This window comes from Moraxella sp. ZY200743, from assembly GCF_050885545.1.
GTDB lineage: Bacteria > Pseudomonadota > Gammaproteobacteria > Pseudomonadales > Moraxellaceae > Moraxella > Moraxella haemolytica.
On sequence record NZ_CP091313.1, the window covers coordinates 270,384 to 287,004 of the forward strand.

At 41.8% G+C, this 16,621-nt stretch carries 16 protein-coding genes and 5 tRNA genes; 14 read left to right on the forward strand and 7 right to left on the reverse strand.

Annotated elements, in window-relative coordinates; translation table 11 throughout:
* Positions 1-60: 60 nt before the first annotated feature.
* The gene (locus L3D27_RS01210) at positions 61-1,644 is read right to left on the reverse strand and encodes a peptide chain release factor 3 (RefSeq protein WP_432481347.1); all 1,584 of its coding nucleotides are present in this window, start codon (positions 1,642-1,644) and stop codon (positions 61-63) included.
* Between the two features lie 308 nt (positions 1,645-1,952).
* Here L3D27_RS01210 and L3D27_RS01215 point away from each other — a divergent pair, with 308 nt between their 5' ends.
* The 3 genes from L3D27_RS01215 to L3D27_RS01225 all read left to right on the forward strand — a co-directional run bounded on the left by L3D27_RS01215 (position 1,953) and on the right by L3D27_RS01225 (position 7,007).
* A complete protein-coding gene (locus tag L3D27_RS01215) occupies positions 1,953-2,318 on the forward strand; it encodes a diacylglycerol kinase (protein WP_432481348.1) in 366 nt (121 codons plus the stop codon).
* Between the two features lie 95 nt (positions 2,319-2,413).
* Positions 2,414-5,311, forward strand: coding sequence for a DNA polymerase I (gene polA, locus L3D27_RS01220; protein WP_432481349.1), 2,898 nt, complete (start codon positions 2,414-2,416; stop codon positions 5,309-5,311).
* 190 nt (positions 5,312-5,501) lie between these two features.
* The gene (locus L3D27_RS01225; protein ID WP_284673891.1) at positions 5,502-7,007 is read left to right on the forward strand and encodes an anthranilate synthase component I family protein; all 1,506 of its coding nucleotides are present in this window, start codon (positions 5,502-5,504) and stop codon (positions 7,005-7,007) included.
* Here L3D27_RS01225 and L3D27_RS01230 read toward each other — a convergent pair whose 3' ends face one another.
* The 6 genes from L3D27_RS01230 to L3D27_RS01255 all read right to left on the reverse strand — a co-directional run bounded on the left by L3D27_RS01230 (position 7,008) and on the right by L3D27_RS01255 (position 10,968).
* Positions 7,008-7,265, reverse strand: a complete 258-nt coding sequence (locus L3D27_RS01230; RefSeq protein WP_432481350.1) for a YkgJ family cysteine cluster protein — start codon at positions 7,263-7,265, stop codon at positions 7,008-7,010.
* Positions 7,258-7,758 carry a hypothetical protein gene (locus tag L3D27_RS01235; RefSeq protein WP_284673893.1) on the reverse strand — a complete coding sequence of 167 codons (501 nt, stop codon included), beginning with the start codon at positions 7,756-7,758 and terminating at the stop codon, positions 7,258-7,260. The genes L3D27_RS01230 and L3D27_RS01235 overlap by 8 nt, the downstream gene beginning before the upstream one ends.
* Positions 7,759-8,020: 262 nt before the next feature.
* Positions 8,021-8,341 carry a hypothetical protein gene (locus tag L3D27_RS01240; protein ID WP_373628716.1) on the reverse strand — a complete coding sequence of 107 codons (321 nt, stop codon included), beginning with the start codon at positions 8,339-8,341 and terminating at the stop codon, positions 8,021-8,023.
* Positions 8,342-8,350: 9 nt separating this feature from the next.
* Positions 8,351-8,923 carry a hypothetical protein gene (locus L3D27_RS01245; RefSeq protein WP_432481351.1) on the reverse strand — a complete coding sequence of 191 codons (573 nt, stop codon included), beginning with the start codon at positions 8,921-8,923 and terminating at the stop codon, positions 8,351-8,353.
* A gap of 48 nt (positions 8,924-8,971) precedes the next feature.
* Positions 8,972-9,841: a chemotaxis protein gene (locus L3D27_RS01250; RefSeq protein ID WP_432481352.1), complete on the reverse strand. Its 870-nt coding sequence runs from the start codon at positions 9,839-9,841 to the stop codon at positions 8,972-8,974.
* A gap of 350 nt (positions 9,842-10,191) precedes the next feature.
* Positions 10,192-10,968, reverse strand: a complete 777-nt coding sequence (locus L3D27_RS01255) for a helix-turn-helix transcriptional regulator (protein ID WP_432481353.1) — start codon at positions 10,966-10,968, stop codon at positions 10,192-10,194.
* A 113-nt stretch (positions 10,969-11,081) separates the two neighbouring features.
* On the opposite strand from L3D27_RS01255, the gene L3D27_RS01260 reads away from it, so the two are divergent.
* The 11 genes from L3D27_RS01260 (at position 11,082) to rplA (ending at position 16,549) form a co-directional block, all read left to right on the forward strand.
* A complete protein-coding gene (locus L3D27_RS01260; protein ID WP_432481846.1) occupies positions 11,082-11,321 on the forward strand; it encodes a helix-turn-helix domain-containing protein in 240 nt (79 codons plus the stop codon).
* 288 nt (positions 11,322-11,609) lie between these two features.
* A tRNA-Thr gene (locus L3D27_RS01265) sits at positions 11,610-11,685 on the forward strand.
* Between the two features lie 83 nt (positions 11,686-11,768).
* Positions 11,769-11,852 (forward strand) — tRNA-Tyr (locus L3D27_RS01270).
* A 29-nt stretch (positions 11,853-11,881) separates the two neighbouring features.
* Positions 11,882-11,955: transfer RNA gene (locus L3D27_RS01275), tRNA-Gly, on the forward strand.
* Positions 11,956-11,959: 4 nt separating this feature from the next.
* A tRNA-Thr gene (locus L3D27_RS01280) sits at positions 11,960-12,034 on the forward strand.
* Between the two features lie 735 nt (positions 12,035-12,769).
* Positions 12,770-13,960 carry an elongation factor Tu gene (tuf, locus tag L3D27_RS01285; protein WP_284673437.1) on the forward strand — a complete coding sequence of 397 codons (1,191 nt, stop codon included), beginning with the start codon at positions 12,770-12,772 and terminating at the stop codon, positions 13,958-13,960.
* 154 nt (positions 13,961-14,114) lie between these two features.
* Positions 14,115-14,190: transfer RNA gene (locus tag L3D27_RS01290), tRNA-Trp, on the forward strand.
* A 63-nt stretch (positions 14,191-14,253) separates the two neighbouring features.
* Positions 14,254-14,730 carry a preprotein translocase subunit SecE gene (secE, locus tag L3D27_RS01295; protein WP_284673898.1) on the forward strand — a complete coding sequence of 159 codons (477 nt, stop codon included), beginning with the start codon at positions 14,254-14,256 and terminating at the stop codon, positions 14,728-14,730.
* Positions 14,731-14,761: 31 nt separating this feature from the next.
* A complete protein-coding gene (gene nusG / locus L3D27_RS01300; protein WP_432481354.1) occupies positions 14,762-15,292 on the forward strand; it encodes a transcription termination/antitermination protein NusG in 531 nt (176 codons plus the stop codon).
* A gap of 124 nt (positions 15,293-15,416) precedes the next feature.
* Entirely contained in the window at positions 15,417-15,848 is a 432-nt protein-coding gene (rplK, locus tag L3D27_RS01305; protein ID WP_432481355.1) for a 50S ribosomal protein L11, read from the forward strand.
* The gene (gene rplA / locus L3D27_RS01310; RefSeq protein WP_284673901.1) at positions 15,848-16,549 is read left to right on the forward strand and encodes a 50S ribosomal protein L1; all 702 of its coding nucleotides are present in this window, start codon (positions 15,848-15,850) and stop codon (positions 16,547-16,549) included. Before rplK ends, rplA begins: the two co-directional genes overlap by 1 nt.
* Positions 16,550-16,621 lie beyond the last annotated feature (72 nt).

The window sequence follows — 16,621 nt, forward strand, 5'->3', positions numbered from 1 at the left end:
AAGACAGAACTTGTGTTCACAAATTCTGTCCATTATACACCAATTTTTATGCTTTCAAAATCAATGCTCCCTAGTCGCCCGAAACTCCACTTCTGGATACCGCTCTTGCATGAGCTGTAAATTGACACGACTGGGAGCAAGGTAAGTCAAATAACCACCACCGTCCACCGACAGTTGGTCATGGGCTTTTTTCTTGAATTTCTCAAACGCCACTTTATCATCACAATGTACCCAACGCACCGTTGCGATAGAAATCGGCTCAAACGCACATTGTACTTTGTATTCTTCAGCCAAGCGATGAGCCACTACTTCAAATTGTAGCACGCCTACCGCACCCAAAATAAGGTCGTTGTTGATTTGGGGCATAAATACTTGTGTTGCTCCTTCTTCGGAGAGCTGTTGCAAGCCTTTTTGTAATTGCTTGGATTTTAGGGGGTCTTTTAGCACCACACGGCGGAATAGTTCAGGAGCGAAGTGTGGAATGCCTGTAAAATTTAAGGTCTCGCCACTGGTGAAACTATCGCCAATCTGGATTGTGCCGTGATTGTGCAGACCAATAATATCGCCTGCGTATGCTTCTTCTAGGCTTTCACGGTCGCCTGCTAGGAACATCAATGCGTCCGAGACACGCACCTCTTTGCCAATGCGTACATGATTCATTTTCATGCCTCTTTCGTATTTGCCAGAGCAAATTCGCATAAAGGCGATACGGTCTCGGTGTTTGGGGTCCATGTTGGCTTGAATTTTAAAGACAAAGCCTGTAAAACTTGGCTCATCGGCACGAACAATTCTCTCTACAGCGGTATGGTCTTTTGGGGCTGGAGCATATTTGGTTAGGGTATCTAGCACCATATTGACGCCAAAGTTACCCAGTGCTGTACCAAATAGCACTGGCGTTTGTCGTCCTGCCAAAAACTCCGCTTCGTCCCAATCACCGAATGCCATTTCAGCAAGCTCTACTCCCTCAACAAACTCGTTCCACAAAAGCTCACCCAGACGGTTTTTGATACTGTCGTGGTTATAACCGTCCAAACTTTCAATGGCGGTGATTTGTGTGCCAAAGCCTTTTTTATAAAGATAAGTTTTGCCGTCCAAAAAGCTGTACACACCGACAAAATCCTGCCCCATGCCAATAGGATAGCAAAATGGCACGCATTTGATTTTTAGTACGCTTTCAATCTCATCAAGCAAGGCAAGTGGATTTTGGATTTCACGGTCCAGCTTATTAACAAAGCTGATGATCGGTGTGTCTCGCATGCGACAGACTTCCATCAGCTTGATGGTGCGTTCTTCCACACCTTTTGCCCCATCAATGACCATCAAGGCAGAGTCTACAGCCGTCAGCGTGCGATAGGTGTCTTCACTAAAATCAGCGTGTCCGGGTGTATCTAGCAAATTTACCATGCAATCAGCATAAGGAAACTGCATGACCGATGTGGTGATAGAGATACCACGCTCTTGTTCCATGCTCATCCAGTCTGAGGTAGCGTGTTTGTCGGTTTTGCGAGATTTGACCTCGCCTGCACTTTGAATGACCTGTCCCCACAATAGCAGTTTTTCGGTCATTGTGGTCTTACCTGCGTCAGGGTGACTAATAATAGCAAAAGTGCGTCGTTGTTGGATCTGTTCTAGTGTTTTTTTCATAAAAATTACCAAAAAATAATGCGATTGATTTGGGCAATTATAGCACAGCTAAGAAAAACCTGCATTTGTGATGCAGGTTTTAGATGAAATAAGATGGTTCTGGCTAAATATCATAACTGTGGCTAATCACTTAGCATCACCCAATGATTTTGGGTGATGCTAAGTGATGGGTGGCTCCCTTTGCCTTTTTTATCAAGCTAAAAAACCGCTCCAGATGAACACGAAAAAATCATCTTATACTTCAGATGTTGGCTTTGTGATAGAATTGATCGGTGCTATAATCAGCCATTATCTCATAGGAAAAGTTCATGTCCGAATTCAACAAAACCAAAGGTATAAAACGCATCATGAAAACCTTATCTTATTCTAAAGATGGTTTTAAAGTTGCTTTAAAAGAACCTGCTATTTTTCAGCTCTTGTTGTTACATTTGCCCCTAGCAGGCTTGGCACTGTTGCTTGATTTTACTTTGGCGGTTAAGATGGTGTTAATCGTTGGTTCGTTTTTGTCGCTCATTGTGGAGTTTATTAACACCGCTGTGGAAGCTGCCGTTGACCATACTTCCATGGAAATCCACCCCCTTGCCAAAATCGCCAAAGATGTTGGTTCGTCAGCTCAGTCTTTGGCACTCATACTGGTGGCGGTGCTGTGGGGTATGGCGGTTTTTGGTACTTAAAAAAGTCATTGTGTTTACTGTTAGCTTATCAAAAGTTACCATCACGGTAGAAATTTTGGGTATAATAGAATAAATTTTTCCTATGTTTAATACCCATGACCTACACCACCATTCCAAATCTTGCCACCTTTGACACCACAAACATTGACAAAAACCGTCCCCCTGTGGTGTTGGTGGATGGCTCGTATTACCTGTTTCGTTGCTTTCATGGTTTGCCACCGCTTGCCAACAAAAACGGCTTGCCCACCAATGCCATTCGTGGCGTCCTAAATGCTTTAGGCAAACTCATCAAAAGATATCATCCTACTCACATGGCGGTCGCCTTTGATACCAAAGCACCTACCTTTCGTCATGAGTTGTCGCAAGCCTATAAAGCTCACCGTCCGCCAATGGATGACGACTTGCGAGTGCAGATTCCTTATGTTCATCAGATGATTGAAAAATTGGGCATACCGCTCATCAAAATTGATGGTTTTGAGGCAGATGACATCATCGGTACGCTTGCCCACACCGCTTGTCAGAACGGCTATCCTGTGATTATCTCCACAGGTGATAAGGACATGGCACAGCTTGTGAACGATTGCGTGATTTTGGAGGATAGTTTTAAGGATAAAATCACCGATGTGGCAGGCGTGCTTGATAAGTTCGGTGTACACAACACCCAAATCGCCGACTATCTAACACTCATGGGCGATGCCTCAGATGGTATTGCAGGCATTCCTAAAGTTGGGGCAAAAACCGCCAGTAAGCTACTTACCGATTATGGTGATATTGATGGTATTTTGGCGAATTTGGCAAACATTAAAGGCGTGGTTGGCAAGAACATTGCCGAACATCAAGACGACATTCCCCTAAATCGTACGCTTGCTACGATTGTTACTAATTTAAAGTTGCCTATGTCGTTTGATGAATTAAAGTTGGACGATAGCCAAAGTGCCAGCTTAGAACGAGCCAAAGCACTGTACCAATTATTCAATGAGCTAGAATTTAAAAAAGAAATGGCAGAGCAAGCGGCGTTATTAAGATTGGCTGATGAATCTGTCAAGAAAGATGTACTGGTCAGCACCGATAATGATTTTGGCAATCATCAATCAAATGATGACGCATTAATCCGTGATTTGTCAGATGGACTGGGCGTTAAGCCTTTGCCCATCAAAGATGGTGGGTATCGCACCATTACTACTCTTGATGATTTTAATGTCTTGATTGGTCAATTAAAATCCAGTCCTTATTTTGCCATTGATACCGAAACCACCGACATTAACTGGCAAAAGGCGAAGTTGGTTGGCATTAGCATTGCCACCGCCAATTATGAAGGTTATTATATCCCTGTGGGGCATACGGGTGATTTTGATATTTTGATAGACAGTCAATTAGACATAGCATTTGTGCTAAATGAGCTAAAGCCTATTTTACAAGACCCTAAGATTGGTAAAATCGGTCAGCACATCAAGTACGACAGCCACATCTTAAAAAAATACGGCATTGAGATTATTAACTGGCAGATGGATACCATGTTGGCCAGCTATGTGATTAACAGTGTCGCCACTCGGCACAACATGGATGATTTGGCAAGTCATTATCTGGGTGTAAATACCACCACTTTTGAGGAGGTGGCAGGCAAGGGGGCAAAACAGATTAGTTTTGATAAGGTAGCACTGGACAAAGCAAGCGACTATGCTTGTGAAGATGCGGACATTACTTATCGTTTATTTAGTGTGTTTGATGAATATCTACAGCAAGATAAAAATGCCAAAGATTTGCTTGAAAAATTAGAAATTCCCACCGCCCAAATACTTGCCCAAATGGAATATGACGGCATTTTAATTAAGCCTGAATTTTTAAATCAGTTGTCATTGACATTTGATAATCAAATTTATGGCTTGGAGCAAAAAGCCCATGAGTTGGCAGGGGAGGCTTTTAACCTTGCCAGTCCAAAACAGCTTGGAGAAATTTTGTTTGGTAAATTGGGCATATCAGGTGGTAAAAAAACCAAAACAGGGCAATATTCTACTTCAGAGGCGACCCTTGCCAAGATAGATCATCCACTTGTAGAGATTGTGCTAGAACATAGAAGCTTGTCCAAACTCAAAAGCACCTATACAGATGCACTCATCAAGGCTTGCGATGAGAGTGGGCGAGTGCATACCAGTTATCATCAGGCTTTGACGAGTACAGGGCGGTTGTCATCATCAGATCCTAATTTACAAAATATCCCCATTCGTACGGAGACAGGTCGGCAGATTCGTAAGGCCTTTGTTGCACCAAAGGGGTGTGTGATACTGGCGGCGGATTATTCACAAATTGAGCTTAGGCTTATGGCTCATTTTAGTGGCGATGAGAGTCTGATTAGTGCTTTTAATAATAATTTAGACATTCACACTGCCACCGCTGCTGAGATTATGGGTAAAAATCTAGATGAGGTTACATCCATTGAGAGGCGTTCGGCTAAGGCGGTGAATTTTGGGCTACTGTATGGCATGGGTGTGTTTGGGCTTGCCAAACAGCTTGGCGTAACCAATGATGTGGCTAAAGATTATATCCAACGCTACTTTGCCAGATATCCTGCGATTAATGACTATATGGACAACACAAAAAATCATGCCAAAGAGATGGGCTATGTTACCACAATCTTGGGTCGTAAACTCTACACCCCTGATATCAACTCATCTAATGCAATGATAAGACAAGGGGCACAGAGAGCCAGTATTAACGCCCCCTTGCAAGGCAGCGCTGCCGAAATCATCAAACTTGCGATGATTGCGGTCAATCAGACTCTACCCAAAGACCATGCCAAACTGCTACTCCAAGTCCACGATGAGCTTGTCTTTGAGGTGGATAGTGATAAGGTAGATGAGATTGGAGAGCTGATTAAAACTGCCATGCAAAATGTGCTAACCGACACCGCCCAAAAGTTGGGTTGGGTGGTGGATTTTGCCGTACCACTTGTGGTGGAGATTGGTGTGGGGCAAAATTGGGACGAGGCTCATTGATGGGCTAGATTGATGGTTGGTGGAATGCAAGACCATTGAGAAAGATTTGATGAAATAGCCATAAAAAGCCTTATTTGCCAATAGGGCTTTTTTATTTTCAAATCGCAACCTTAGTAGATTTATGATAAAATAGCCATCAAACACCGCCATGATGCACGATTAACAACAAAAATTCATTCAAGGACTTATCATGATTAGCCAACACAAGTTTGATTGCTTAGCAGAGCAGGGCTATACGCACATTCCCCTTGTCAAAAAACGCCTGATGGATGATGCAACCCCTGTGTCAGTCTTCGCTAATTTGCGTAAATTTTTTACATCAGCGTATTTGTTTGAGTCGGTGGTGGGCGGTGAACGCTGGGCAAGATATTCGATGATTGGATTGGGCTCAGATATTATCATTGAATACCTTGATGATAAGGTGGTATTAAAAGACACTCGTGCTGATACTGTTAGTACCTACGATGAAAATCCTTTTGATTTTATTCGTCAATTTATGGCAAATTACCAAACACCAAGCCAAAACGAACTGCCCGAATTACCTGCATTCAGCGGAGGGCTTGTGGGCTATTTTGGTTATGATATGATACGAGTGATTGAGCCGTCTGTAGGAGCGTCTCACGCCCCAAATCCCTTGCAGTTGCCTGATATGTGGTTGACTTTATCATCATCGGTGGTGGTTTTTGATAATCTAGAGCATACTTTATCCATCGTTGTTTACGCCGACGCCAAAGCCAAAGATGGCTACAAAAAAGCACTAAGACACCTAGATGTCATTGAAAACTTGCTTTCGCATAAACCTGATTTGTCGGTAAAAAAACAACCGTTGCCACACTTTATTTCACAAACTGGGCAAAATAAATTCTGTACCGATGTGGATCGCATCAAAGAATACATCAAGGCAGGCGATGTCATGCAGGTTGTACCCGCTCAGCGTTTGTCAGGTGAGTTTGATGGCGACCCATTGGCGGTGTATCGAGCTTTGCGTTATCTAAATCCATCGCCTTATTTATTTTTAATTGAGGCTCAGACTTCTGGTGATGAGTCATTTGCCATTGTGGGTGCATCGCCTGAGATTTTGTCTCGCATTGAGACAGTGGGTGATGAACGCAAAGTAACAGTAAGACCGCTTGCGGGTACTCGTCGGCGTGGCGTGGATTTGGCGGAAGATTTGGCGTTGGAAGCAGAGCTTTTAGCTGACCAAAAAGAGATTGCTGAACACTTGATGCTCATTGACTTGGGGCGTAATGACATTGGGCGAGTGTGCGACATCGGTACGGTAAAAGTTACAGATAAAATGTTCATTGAACGCTATTCGCAAGTCATGCACATCGCCAGCAATGTTGAGGGCGTGGTATCGGCGGATAAAGATGCGTTAGATGTGTTCTGTGCTACCTTTCCTGCCGGTACGCTCTCAGGGGCTCCCAAGATTCGTGCCATGCAAATCATAGATGAGGTTGAGCCTGTTCGCCGTAGTGTATTTGGTGGTTCGGTCGGTTATTTGGGTTGGTCTGGCAACATGGATACTGCCATTGCCATTCGTACTGCTGTACTAAAAGACGGTCAAGTCCATATTCAAGCAGGGGCAGGGGTGGTCGCTGACTCCAACCCTGCGGCTGAGTGGGACGAAACCAACAAAAAAGCCCTAGCCATCGTCAAAGCGGTTGAGATGGCGTGTGGTGGGCTTGCGGTTTAATTATAATTTTTCACAGATTTGTAAATTTGGCTGAACAAAGTCGTCCCAAGCGATGTGTTTGGCTAAATGTTCTTTATAATAATTTTCTACCTGACAAATAAGCGGGCGATCGTCGTAAATTAAACATAAATTGGTGCCATCATCAAAATGCCGACAAGCACCATCGCCACGATTCAAATAAGCGGTATGCTCACTTAAATTGACATGGCGACAGCATTTGCCACAGGAAGTGCATGGAAAAGGCGTAAGATTATCCATGTAATTTTTTAGCTTTGTTGTGTAGCCATGACATGGTACTGGCACTATCTCCCATTTTATAGGGTAGGTCTATGCCACGCCTATCTACTTCGGCTTGCAAGATTTGCCCTTTTTCAGTTTCATTGCTAGCGTAGCTAAGAGCATTGGATAGATCTTTTAGTTCCTGAGGGTTGAGATTGAACTCTATTTTAGCAAGATTGGCAACATAGATGTTTAGTTTGGCATTGATTTCTTTCATATGATCCAAAAAGGCATCGTATTTATTTTTGAAACCATTTAAATATTGCCACACTTTCTGCATGATGGGGCTGTGATAAATCAAGTAACGAATACCCATCATTAAAAGACCTGTGAATAACGCACTAATAAAAGCGGCAACCTCTGTGCCAAAAGGGAAGGTTAAGATTGTTGCCAATTTCTGATGAAGCATAACGCCTAGTATGGTAGCAATGCTTGCAAGGATAAGTTGGGTAATCTCTCTCCAAATCGCCAAATGTTAACCGTTGAGGGTTCAACACCAAAAGTTTGACGATCTGTACTAAGTTGCTAAAAGATTCACGAATGAGCTTTCCCACCAGTTTTGTACTGGTTGAAAAAATATTTAAAACAGTTTTGGTGATGCTATTTAGGATGCCAGCAATAAAATTATCTTTAAAGGCATTCAATACATCTTGAAATCTTAATTTGACTCTGTTGAAAATACTCTTCAAGGCACTCTTTAATTTACCCCAAAGCATCTCAAGGCTGAAATCTGTTTAGCATTTCTTTAAAATATCTGGTATAGCTTTTCGTAATTCAAACCAAATTTCTGCCAGTATTAGTCCTATAGCCTGCCTTGCCCCCATGCGAAATCCTTGGCTAATGGCGGTTTGCCCTGCATTTTTAAGAAATTTGCTACTGGTATAATAAGCCTTATTAATATCTTTATTATATACACGGCGTGCTTGTTTATCAGCCTCCATTATTGCGTTTTTATCAACACTTTTTAGGGCTTTGAGATGTTCTTCATTCTTGCGTATTTCTTGTTTTAAATCTAAGACCTCCTGACCATGAGCATCCGGTGGTAGGCTAGCCAATTTTTTTTGTTATCTTGGATTTTTTTGCTCGCAATTCTTGATGGTTTTAGGGAGAGTTTCATTCAAATATTTTTCAATAGAATGTTGGCTTTTGGTAATATTAATTTTGTCATATGTGGACTGAAAATTGCTATTTTGATTGGCAAGATCTGGACCATCTAGACCTGCCAAAACTCTGCCTGCGTCATCATGAACTTCTTTGGCAGATATAATATGGTCAAGATGACGCTTCTCACCTTGTTTCATTGTTGTATTGCGATAGGCATCATGCAATTCACCTAATTGATGTTTTTGCTTATCTTCTCTGCCTTTGTTGATATAATTTTTATGTGAATGATAAGCATGAGCATCATAGTCTCCCCGATTTTCATAGGTAGACCGAGCTTCATCAGTTGCCCATATGCCTTGACGGGCATTGTGAATGGTATCTACATCACCGCCTTTTTTATCTTCAAATAGTAAAAAATCCAAGCCAAAAGTGGTTACAAGGCTATGAGTAACAGTCCTGTTCAGCTCGCCTGTCCAATCAAACTTTTCTGTTGTTATCATTGCTACCTGCCAAATTAAGGTGCCATCAGTCATTTTAAATGTATCCAAAATGACTGATGGATGATAGAGATTGAGTATTTTTTATGATGCGTATTGCTTACTGGCTATGACTGCTTCATCCATAACCTCTTGCATTTGCTCATCATTTAGGACATTGAACCCATCTTCTTGTTGTAATACAGGCGAGCCGTTTTCATTATAGATGATCTCGCCATCGCTTGTTTTGATTTTAAATATGGGTATGGTCATGACATCTGCTAGTATGCTAGCAAGGGTATAACCATTTTCAATTTCTCGATGAATAGCCTTGTCTTGTTCAATGATGTCAAGCCTGTCGGTTTTCACGAGTTCTGCTACGGCTTTTAAATCATCTAAGTAATATATAAACTCTCCATAAATGTCATCAACATTTTTGGTGATAACTTCGACATAGCTAGTCAAATTTTTTAAATAAGCACATGATTTATTTACTTGTTGGGTGTAGTCTCTTACTTCCTGTCTGATTGACCTTGCTTTTTCTAGAGCGTCTTCGGCATGGGAGGCAAAAGCCCAACCTGTTATGGCAATCACAGGTGCTGCAACCACGCCACTTAGAATCATAGGGCCTCCAGTTATACCTAAGCCACCTGCTGCCAATGAACCACCACCAATGGCTGCCATGGTTGCATTGTAAGCTACTACACCTGATAGAGCGGCTATCGGTGTGCCTGTAGAAGCTGCTGCCAATGCCATGGTGCCACCATAAACAGCGTAAGCTACTGCACTACCACCTGCTACACCGCCAACAAGTTTGCCTGCATAAGCAATGGCGTTCATAGAGATGGCTTCAATTTTTTGTAATTCTAACTCTGGAAGATCAATAGTCAAGGGTTGCTTCTTATTGCTGTTGATTTTACCCAATAGCTCATCTGCAATTTCTTGAGACTGATGTATGTCCTGCCCAATTTTCAAGTAAAGCTCACCTAGATCGTCCAATCTTTTTTTAGCACGCTTATCGGCTTTTTCTAGTTGGGCTTTCTTAGACTCATATTGATCTTTGGCACGCTCAAGAATCTCATCGCGGTGTTTTTGTCTTGATAGCCGTCTTAGGCTTTTTTAGCACCATAAATAGTACTTGCCGCAGCAAGACCGCCTAGAATAAGTGGTAATGGCATGGTTCGTCTCCTTAAAAAATGCTGATAATCAGCGGGTTTAAAATAAATTTAATTTAAATATGACCTTAATTCACTCTCAAGCCTATCTTGCCATTCTTTTGGCTCGATAATGGTCAAATGCGGTATCCAACATCGTATAATGGGCGATCATTCGTCATAATGCCAAACGGTGCTTTGTACGAGCCAGTTGCCACCGGCTTGCTCAGAGATGATGGATTGTTTGGGTAAAATTTGCCTTTGCTGAAAATAGGATATGACCTTTTGACTAACATTGATCAGAACGGTTATTTCTTGTTGCCCAAGCCAAATACTAGCATCGCTTCTAATAATTGCTTCAATGTTGCCATGCTTGACAAAGTGGTCTGCGCTGATACTTAAACTGTGAATTTTGCCCAATCGATAGCTTTTTAATTTTTCATTTTCCATGCCTACTAAGTACCAGTACCCTTCTTTAAAAATCAGTTTATAGGGATGGATACTGCGTTCTTTGTTGTCATAATGACAGTGGATGATTTGGCGATGGATAATGGCATGATCTAGCTGTTTCATCATTTCATTGAGCGTTTGACTGTTTTCATAGGAATGATGATGAATGTGATATGGGCTGTCTGAATTCTGCCGAATCAGTTCTCTTAAAAACCCAATATCCATATTTGGTAGCAGGTTGTGAACACCGATGAGTTTTAAAAGCTCGCTAAATTCTTTGTGAGTTAAATTAAACCGTCGTGTATTATCCAGATAAACGACCCCTCGCTCACGCACAAGAGGTAGGTAACATTCCATGCGATTCAAATCACGGCGAATGGTCTTATCACAAACATCGTATTCTTTCGCTATCGCTTTAGTGCTTAGCTTCTCGTTGCTGTTTAGACGGATAAAAATATCGGCAAATCTGTCTGCCAATCGTTCGTGTTTATTGCTCATGTGTTTTATAATCGTTTGTTGCCTTGTTAATATATAGCAAAACGCCAATAATTGCATGAAAAAATTGTACTCATTTTGAGTAAATCATGCAATATGATGTAAATAAGTCGGCTATGACTAAAAGTATTCACACCGCTCAAATGATGAGTCTGCGAACATGGTTGTATCATGAACGCAAAGCTCAAAACCTATCCATGCGTACACTTGCTCAACGATTGGGTCGTCCTCACTCCTTCGTCCAACGGGTAGAGAATGGCGATCGTCGTCTGGATATGGTTGAATTTGTTCAATATTGCCAAGCTCTCAATGTTGACCCTAGGGTAGGGCTTGAACTGATTCTTTGTATAGAATAAATCATATGATGGACAGGTTGTGTCCGTAATAATAAGATTTGTTCTTTAAATTAAAAATTAATTGATGACAACCTTATCATTATTAAAATGGGACGATTACCCATAAAAAATACAGATATGGCGGTGGCAGTGAAATACCTGACATTGAAACATGATTTGGATATTAAGAATCTTTGATAAAATAAATCAATAAAAAACAATAGCTTATAAAATTATTTTAAAATTAATAAAAAAATAACTTGCACAATATGAAATTTATGTTATTATACGCACCACTTAGGAAACACCGCCGGCTTAGCTCAGTTGGTAGAGCAACTGACTTGTAATCAGTAGGTCGCCAGTTCGATTCCGGCAGCCGGCACCACTCCTAAGAAATCTTTCAGATATAGCCCTGTTGTTGGGCTTAATCTTTTAAATGACTATTAAAAGATATATCTGTACCAAATTGGTGGGGTTGGGGAGCGGTCAAACCCAACAGACTGTAACTCTGTCGCGAAAGCTTCGAAGGTTCGAATCCTTCCCCCACCACCATATTTATCCTACCTTATATTTGCTGCCCTGCGGGTGTAGTTTAGTGGTAGAACCTCAGCCTTCCAAGCTGATGGTGCGGGTTCGATTCCCGCCACCCGCTCCATTTTGCTCTTATAGCTCAGCGGTAGAGCACTCCCTTGGTAAGGGAGAGGTCTCGAGTTCAATTCTCGATAAGAGCTCCATTTTTATTAGCTTTTTAATAAGTTTGTCCGTTAGATTTACTTGTCATTTAGATTTTTATTTTCTGTATTCTTAGCTAGAATATGGATTTTTTTGTATTTAAAAAATCCATATTGCCAACTTTATGCCAGAGGCAAATTTTGGCAAATGATGGTAATTATTGGTGAGACAAGAACCGTCATTCATGCAGATGAAAGCCTACAATAAAGCAATACCGCTTATTGGTGTTGGGTTTGTCTTTTGATGGCGATTATACTAAGTGTATGTTGGCTGTATGCCCATCTTATTCTATGACTTTAGAACAGTTCTCCTGTAGTTTTGCACCAAATGGGTGTATATGTGCAACAAAATGGCTATCAAAGCACGCAATGATGACAACCAAAAACAGCAAATATTGACTAACTTCTGAATGCACAAAGGATGTTAAATTGATATTTGGCTTGACTGTTTATTGGTGATGATGTTTTATTTAGTAGGTGTACTGATTGCTTGTGAGAAATGATGATGTGGGGGTTTTATGGGGCATCTTTGCTGTTGCTGACTGATATACAGATTGGGTGATGGTGATTTTTGTGAGCCACGCCATGCGAAGAAAAGCCATGTAAAACCTGTTTGATGGTTGCAAACACTTGGTTGTGTGTTATAATAGAAGAGATATAGCAAATAATTTGCTAGATGGCTCGATAGAATAATGGGCAATCATTATTTTATTTTTTAAACAACATGAGGATATACTTATGGCCAAAGCCAAGTTCGAACGTAACAAACCACACGTAAATGTAGGCACCATCGGTCACGTTGACCACGGTAAAACCACACTAACTGCTGCTATCGCTACTGTTGCTGCTAAGCACCACGGTGGTGAAGCTAAAGACTACGCTGCTATTGACTCAGCTCCTGAAGAAAAAGCACGTGGCATTACCATTAACACTTCTCACATTGAATACGACACTCAAGCTCGTCACTACGCACACGTAGACTGCCCAGGTCACGCTGACTATGTTAAAAACATGATCACTGGTGCAGCTCAAATGGACGGTGCCATCTTGGTTGTTGCTGCAACTGACGGCCCAATGCCACAAACTCGTGAGCACATCCTACTATCTCGTCAGGTTGGCGTACCATACATCATGGTATTCATGAACAAGTGTGACCTTGTTGATGACGAAGAGCTACTAGAGCTAGTAGAAATGGAAGTGCGTGAACTTCTATCTGACTACGACTTCCCAGGTGATGACACACCAATCATCAAAGGTTCTGCACTACTAGGTCTAAACGGTGATCAAGGTCAATATGGCGAACCAGCTATCCTTGAGCTACTAGACACTCTAGACAGCTATATCCCAGAGCCAGAGCGTGACATCGATCGTCCATTCCTAATGCCAATCGAAGATGTATTCTCAATCTCTGGTCGTGGTACTGTTGTAACTGGTCGTGTTGAGTCTGGTATCATCAAAGTTGGTGATGAAGTTGAAATCGTTGGTATCAAAGACACTGCTAAGACTACCTGTACTGGTGTTGAAATGTTCCGTAAGCTACTAGACGAAGGTCGTGCTGGCGAGAACTGTGGTGTACTACTTCGTGGTACTAAGCGTGAAGAAGTTCAGCGTGGTCAAGTACTTGCTAAGCCAGGTTCAATCACTCCGCACACTCAATTTGACGCAGAAGTATACGTACTATCAAAAGAAGAAGGTGGTCGTCACACGCCATTCCTAAATGGCTATCGCCCACAATTCTACTTCCGTACTACTGACGTAACTGGTGCCATCACTCTACAAGAAGGTACTGAAATGGTTATGCCTGGCGACAACGTTGAGATGAGTGTCGAGCTTATCCACCCAATCGCTATGGACAAAGGTCTACGCTTCGCTATCCGTGAAGGTGGTCGTACTGTAGGTGCTGGTGTTGTTGCTAATGTTAAAGGCTAATCTTTAACAAACCAACACAAACCAAAACAAAGCATCAGCTTTAACCCAAAACCCCTGCCAGAGATGATGGGGGTTTTTGGTTGGGTGGTAAAAAATTATAATTAAGACTTGTATTTTTAAAAAAACCTGCTATAATAGCAGTCCTTAACACCTTAGGCGATTGGCTCAATTGGTAGAGCATCGGTCTCCAAAACCGAGGGTTGGGGGTTCGAGTCCCTCATCGCCTGCCATCTTATCTTTCCATACCATTCTTTTAATCATAAAAAATTGGTCACTCCAAGGCAATCTTCTGCATGAGCGATAATAAACATTTTGATTCACAAGCTGAAACTGTGGCGTCAAATAGCTCAGGCCAGCAAAAAAAACCAATTATCATATCCAAAGAAAATGTTGTCGAAGTTGCAAAAAAGCGTTCGGGAACAGACTACATTCTTTGGCTTTTAGCGATTGTTGTGTTGATTGGTGCAACCCTTGCTCCTGAATATTTGCCAAGATACTGGGTTTATGCAAATGACATTTGGATTCAGCTTGGAATTACGGTGGTTTTGGTTGTTTTTGCTATTGTGTGTTTAGCACTTACTCATCAAGGCAGAGCTTTTAAGACCTTGCTAAAAGATGCAGGCATTGAGCTAAGACGAGTAACTTGGCCAAGTAAAGACGAAACCATTCGCTATACTTGGCAGACAGTTTTGGCAATAATTATTTTTGGGCTAGTCATTTGGCTTTTGGATAATGTTTTTAACAAAATTGTTGGTTTTATTTTAAATTAATTCATTTTTAAATTGATTCAAGGGTGATGCGATGCGTTGGTATATTATCCAAGCATTTTCAGGTTATGAAAAGCAAGTACAAAGGTCTTTGATTGAGCGTATCAAACGCAGTGAATTTGCTGAATCTTTTGGTGATGTGCTTGTGCCAACCGAAGAAGTTATCGAGATGCGTGACGGTAAAAAACGCACAGTTGAGCACAAACTGTTCCCTGGTTATGTCTTGATTAATATGGAGATGACCGAAGATACTTGGCATATCGTTAGAAGCTGTCCGAATATCACAGGTTTTATCGGAGGCACTCCAGAAAACCCAGCACCTATTACCAAAGCTGAAGCTGACCGTATCTTAAACCGCATTCAAAAGGGTAGTGATGCCCCTCGTCCAAAAACCATGTTTGAACCTGGCGAAGAAGTGCTGGTGATTGATGGTCCATTTACCGACTTTAAAGGCTTGGTTAAAAAAGTTGATTACGATAAATCAAAATTACATTTGACTGTCAGCGTGTTCAATCGCCCAACGGAAGTTGAGCTTGAGTTCACTAAAGTTGAAAAGATTAATTAGTTTTGATATAATTTAATTTTTGCTCTAGGCGTTGCTTAGGGCTTTTCGTTGAATTAAATATTGATTTAATTCTTAACCCTGGGGAGCTATTTTAGCGTTATTACCCACCATTGGAGAGAATCTCATGGCAAAGAAGATTGATGGCTACATCAAGCTACAAGTGCCTGCTGGTAAGGCAAACCCATCACCACCGATTGGTCCAGCTTTGGGTCAAAAAGGTGTGAATATCATGGCTTTTTGTAAAGAGTTTAATGCAGCATCTGCAAACTTTGAGCCAGGCTTGCCAATCCCAGTTGTTATCACTGTTTTTAACGACAAGTCTTTCACTTTCATCATGAAGTCGCCACCTGCGGCAGTCCTACTGCGTAAAGCAGCTGGCATTGCTAAAGGTTCTAGTATACCTAACAAAGACAAAGTTGGTACAGTAACTCGTGCACAACTAGAAGAAATCGTAAAAACCAAAGAGGCAGACCTAACCGCTGCTGAACTTGAAGCGGCAATTCGTACTATTGCAGGTACTGCTCGCTCAATGGGTCTAAATGTGGAGGGTGTATAATGGCTAAGCTAACTAAGCGTCAAAAGCTAATCAACGAGAAAGTTGATACTAAAAAACTATACACCATCGAAGAAGCAGTTGCGATTTTGAATGATTTGCCAGCAGCAAAATTCAAAGAGTCTATTGATATCGCCATCAATCTAGGTGTTGACCCTCGTAAGTCAGACCAAGTTGTTCGTGGTGCTACCAATCTACCTGCAGGTACTGGTAAAACTAAGCGTGTTGCAGTATTTGCTCAAGGTGCGGCTGCTGAAGCTGCTAAAGAAGCTGGTGCTGATGTTGTTGGTTTTGAAGACTTGGCAGAAAGCATTAAAGCTGGCAACCTTGACTTTGATGTGGTAATCGCATCTCCAGACGCAATGCGTGTGGTTGGTCAATTGGGTACTGTACTTGGTCCACGCGGTCTCATGCCAAACCCAAAAGTTGGCACAGTAACTGCCGATGTTGCTACTGCGGTTAAAAACACCAAAGCAGGTCAGGCACAATACCGTGTTGATAAAGCAGGTATTATCCATGCTTCTATCGGTCAAGTTGGTTTTACTGGTGAGCAAATCGAACAAAACGCAACTGCTTTATTGAACGATTTAAAGCGTGCCAAACCAGCGACCTCTAAAGGTATTTATATTAAGAAAATTACCTTGTCTAGCACCATGGGTCCTGGCATCGCCATCGATCCAGTACCGCACCGTGCGAACAAGTAAGAGATAATTGTGGCGGACGCTTAGTCAGATAATTCTTGATTTTTTCGGCGTTTTGCTTATAATACTCAATTT

Excerpts from the sequence above, each read along its gene's own strand:
- L3D27_RS01255 (WP_432481353.1), bottom strand. The coding sequence starts at position 10,968 with ATGAGCAATAAACACGAACGATTGGCAGACAGATTTGCCGATATTTTT.
- polA (WP_432481349.1), top strand. The coding sequence starts at position 2,414 with ATGACCTACACCACCATTCCAAATCTTGCCACCTTTGACACCACAAAC.
- L3D27_RS01210 (WP_432481347.1), bottom strand. The coding sequence starts at position 1,644 with ATGAAAAAAACACTAGAACAGATCCAACAACGACGCACTTTTGCTATT.
- L3D27_RS01230 (WP_432481350.1), bottom strand. The coding sequence starts at position 7,265 with ATGGATAATCTTACGCCTTTTCCATGCACTTCCTGTGGCAAATGCTGT.
- nusG (WP_432481354.1), top strand. The coding sequence starts at position 14,762 with ATGCGTTGGTATATTATCCAAGCATTTTCAGGTTATGAAAAGCAAGTA.
- L3D27_RS01260 (WP_432481846.1), top strand. The coding sequence starts at position 11,082 with ATGACTAAAAGTATTCACACCGCTCAAATGATGAGTCTGCGAACATGG.
- L3D27_RS01225 (WP_284673891.1), top strand. The coding sequence starts at position 5,502 with ATGATTAGCCAACACAAGTTTGATTGCTTAGCAGAGCAGGGCTATACG.
- L3D27_RS01245 (WP_432481351.1), bottom strand. The coding sequence starts at position 8,923 with ATGACTGATGGCACCTTAATTTGGCAGGTAGCAATGATAACAACAGAA.
- tuf (WP_284673437.1), top strand. The coding sequence starts at position 12,770 with ATGGCCAAAGCCAAGTTCGAACGTAACAAACCACACGTAAATGTAGGC.
- L3D27_RS01215 (WP_432481348.1), top strand. The coding sequence starts at position 1,953 with ATGTCCGAATTCAACAAAACCAAAGGTATAAAACGCATCATGAAAACC.
- rplK (WP_432481355.1), top strand. The coding sequence starts at position 15,417 with ATGGCAAAGAAGATTGATGGCTACATCAAGCTACAAGTGCCTGCTGGT.
- secE (WP_284673898.1), top strand. The coding sequence starts at position 14,254 with ATGAGCGATAATAAACATTTTGATTCACAAGCTGAAACTGTGGCGTCA.
- rplA (WP_284673901.1), top strand. The coding sequence starts at position 15,848 with ATGGCTAAGCTAACTAAGCGTCAAAAGCTAATCAACGAGAAAGTTGAT.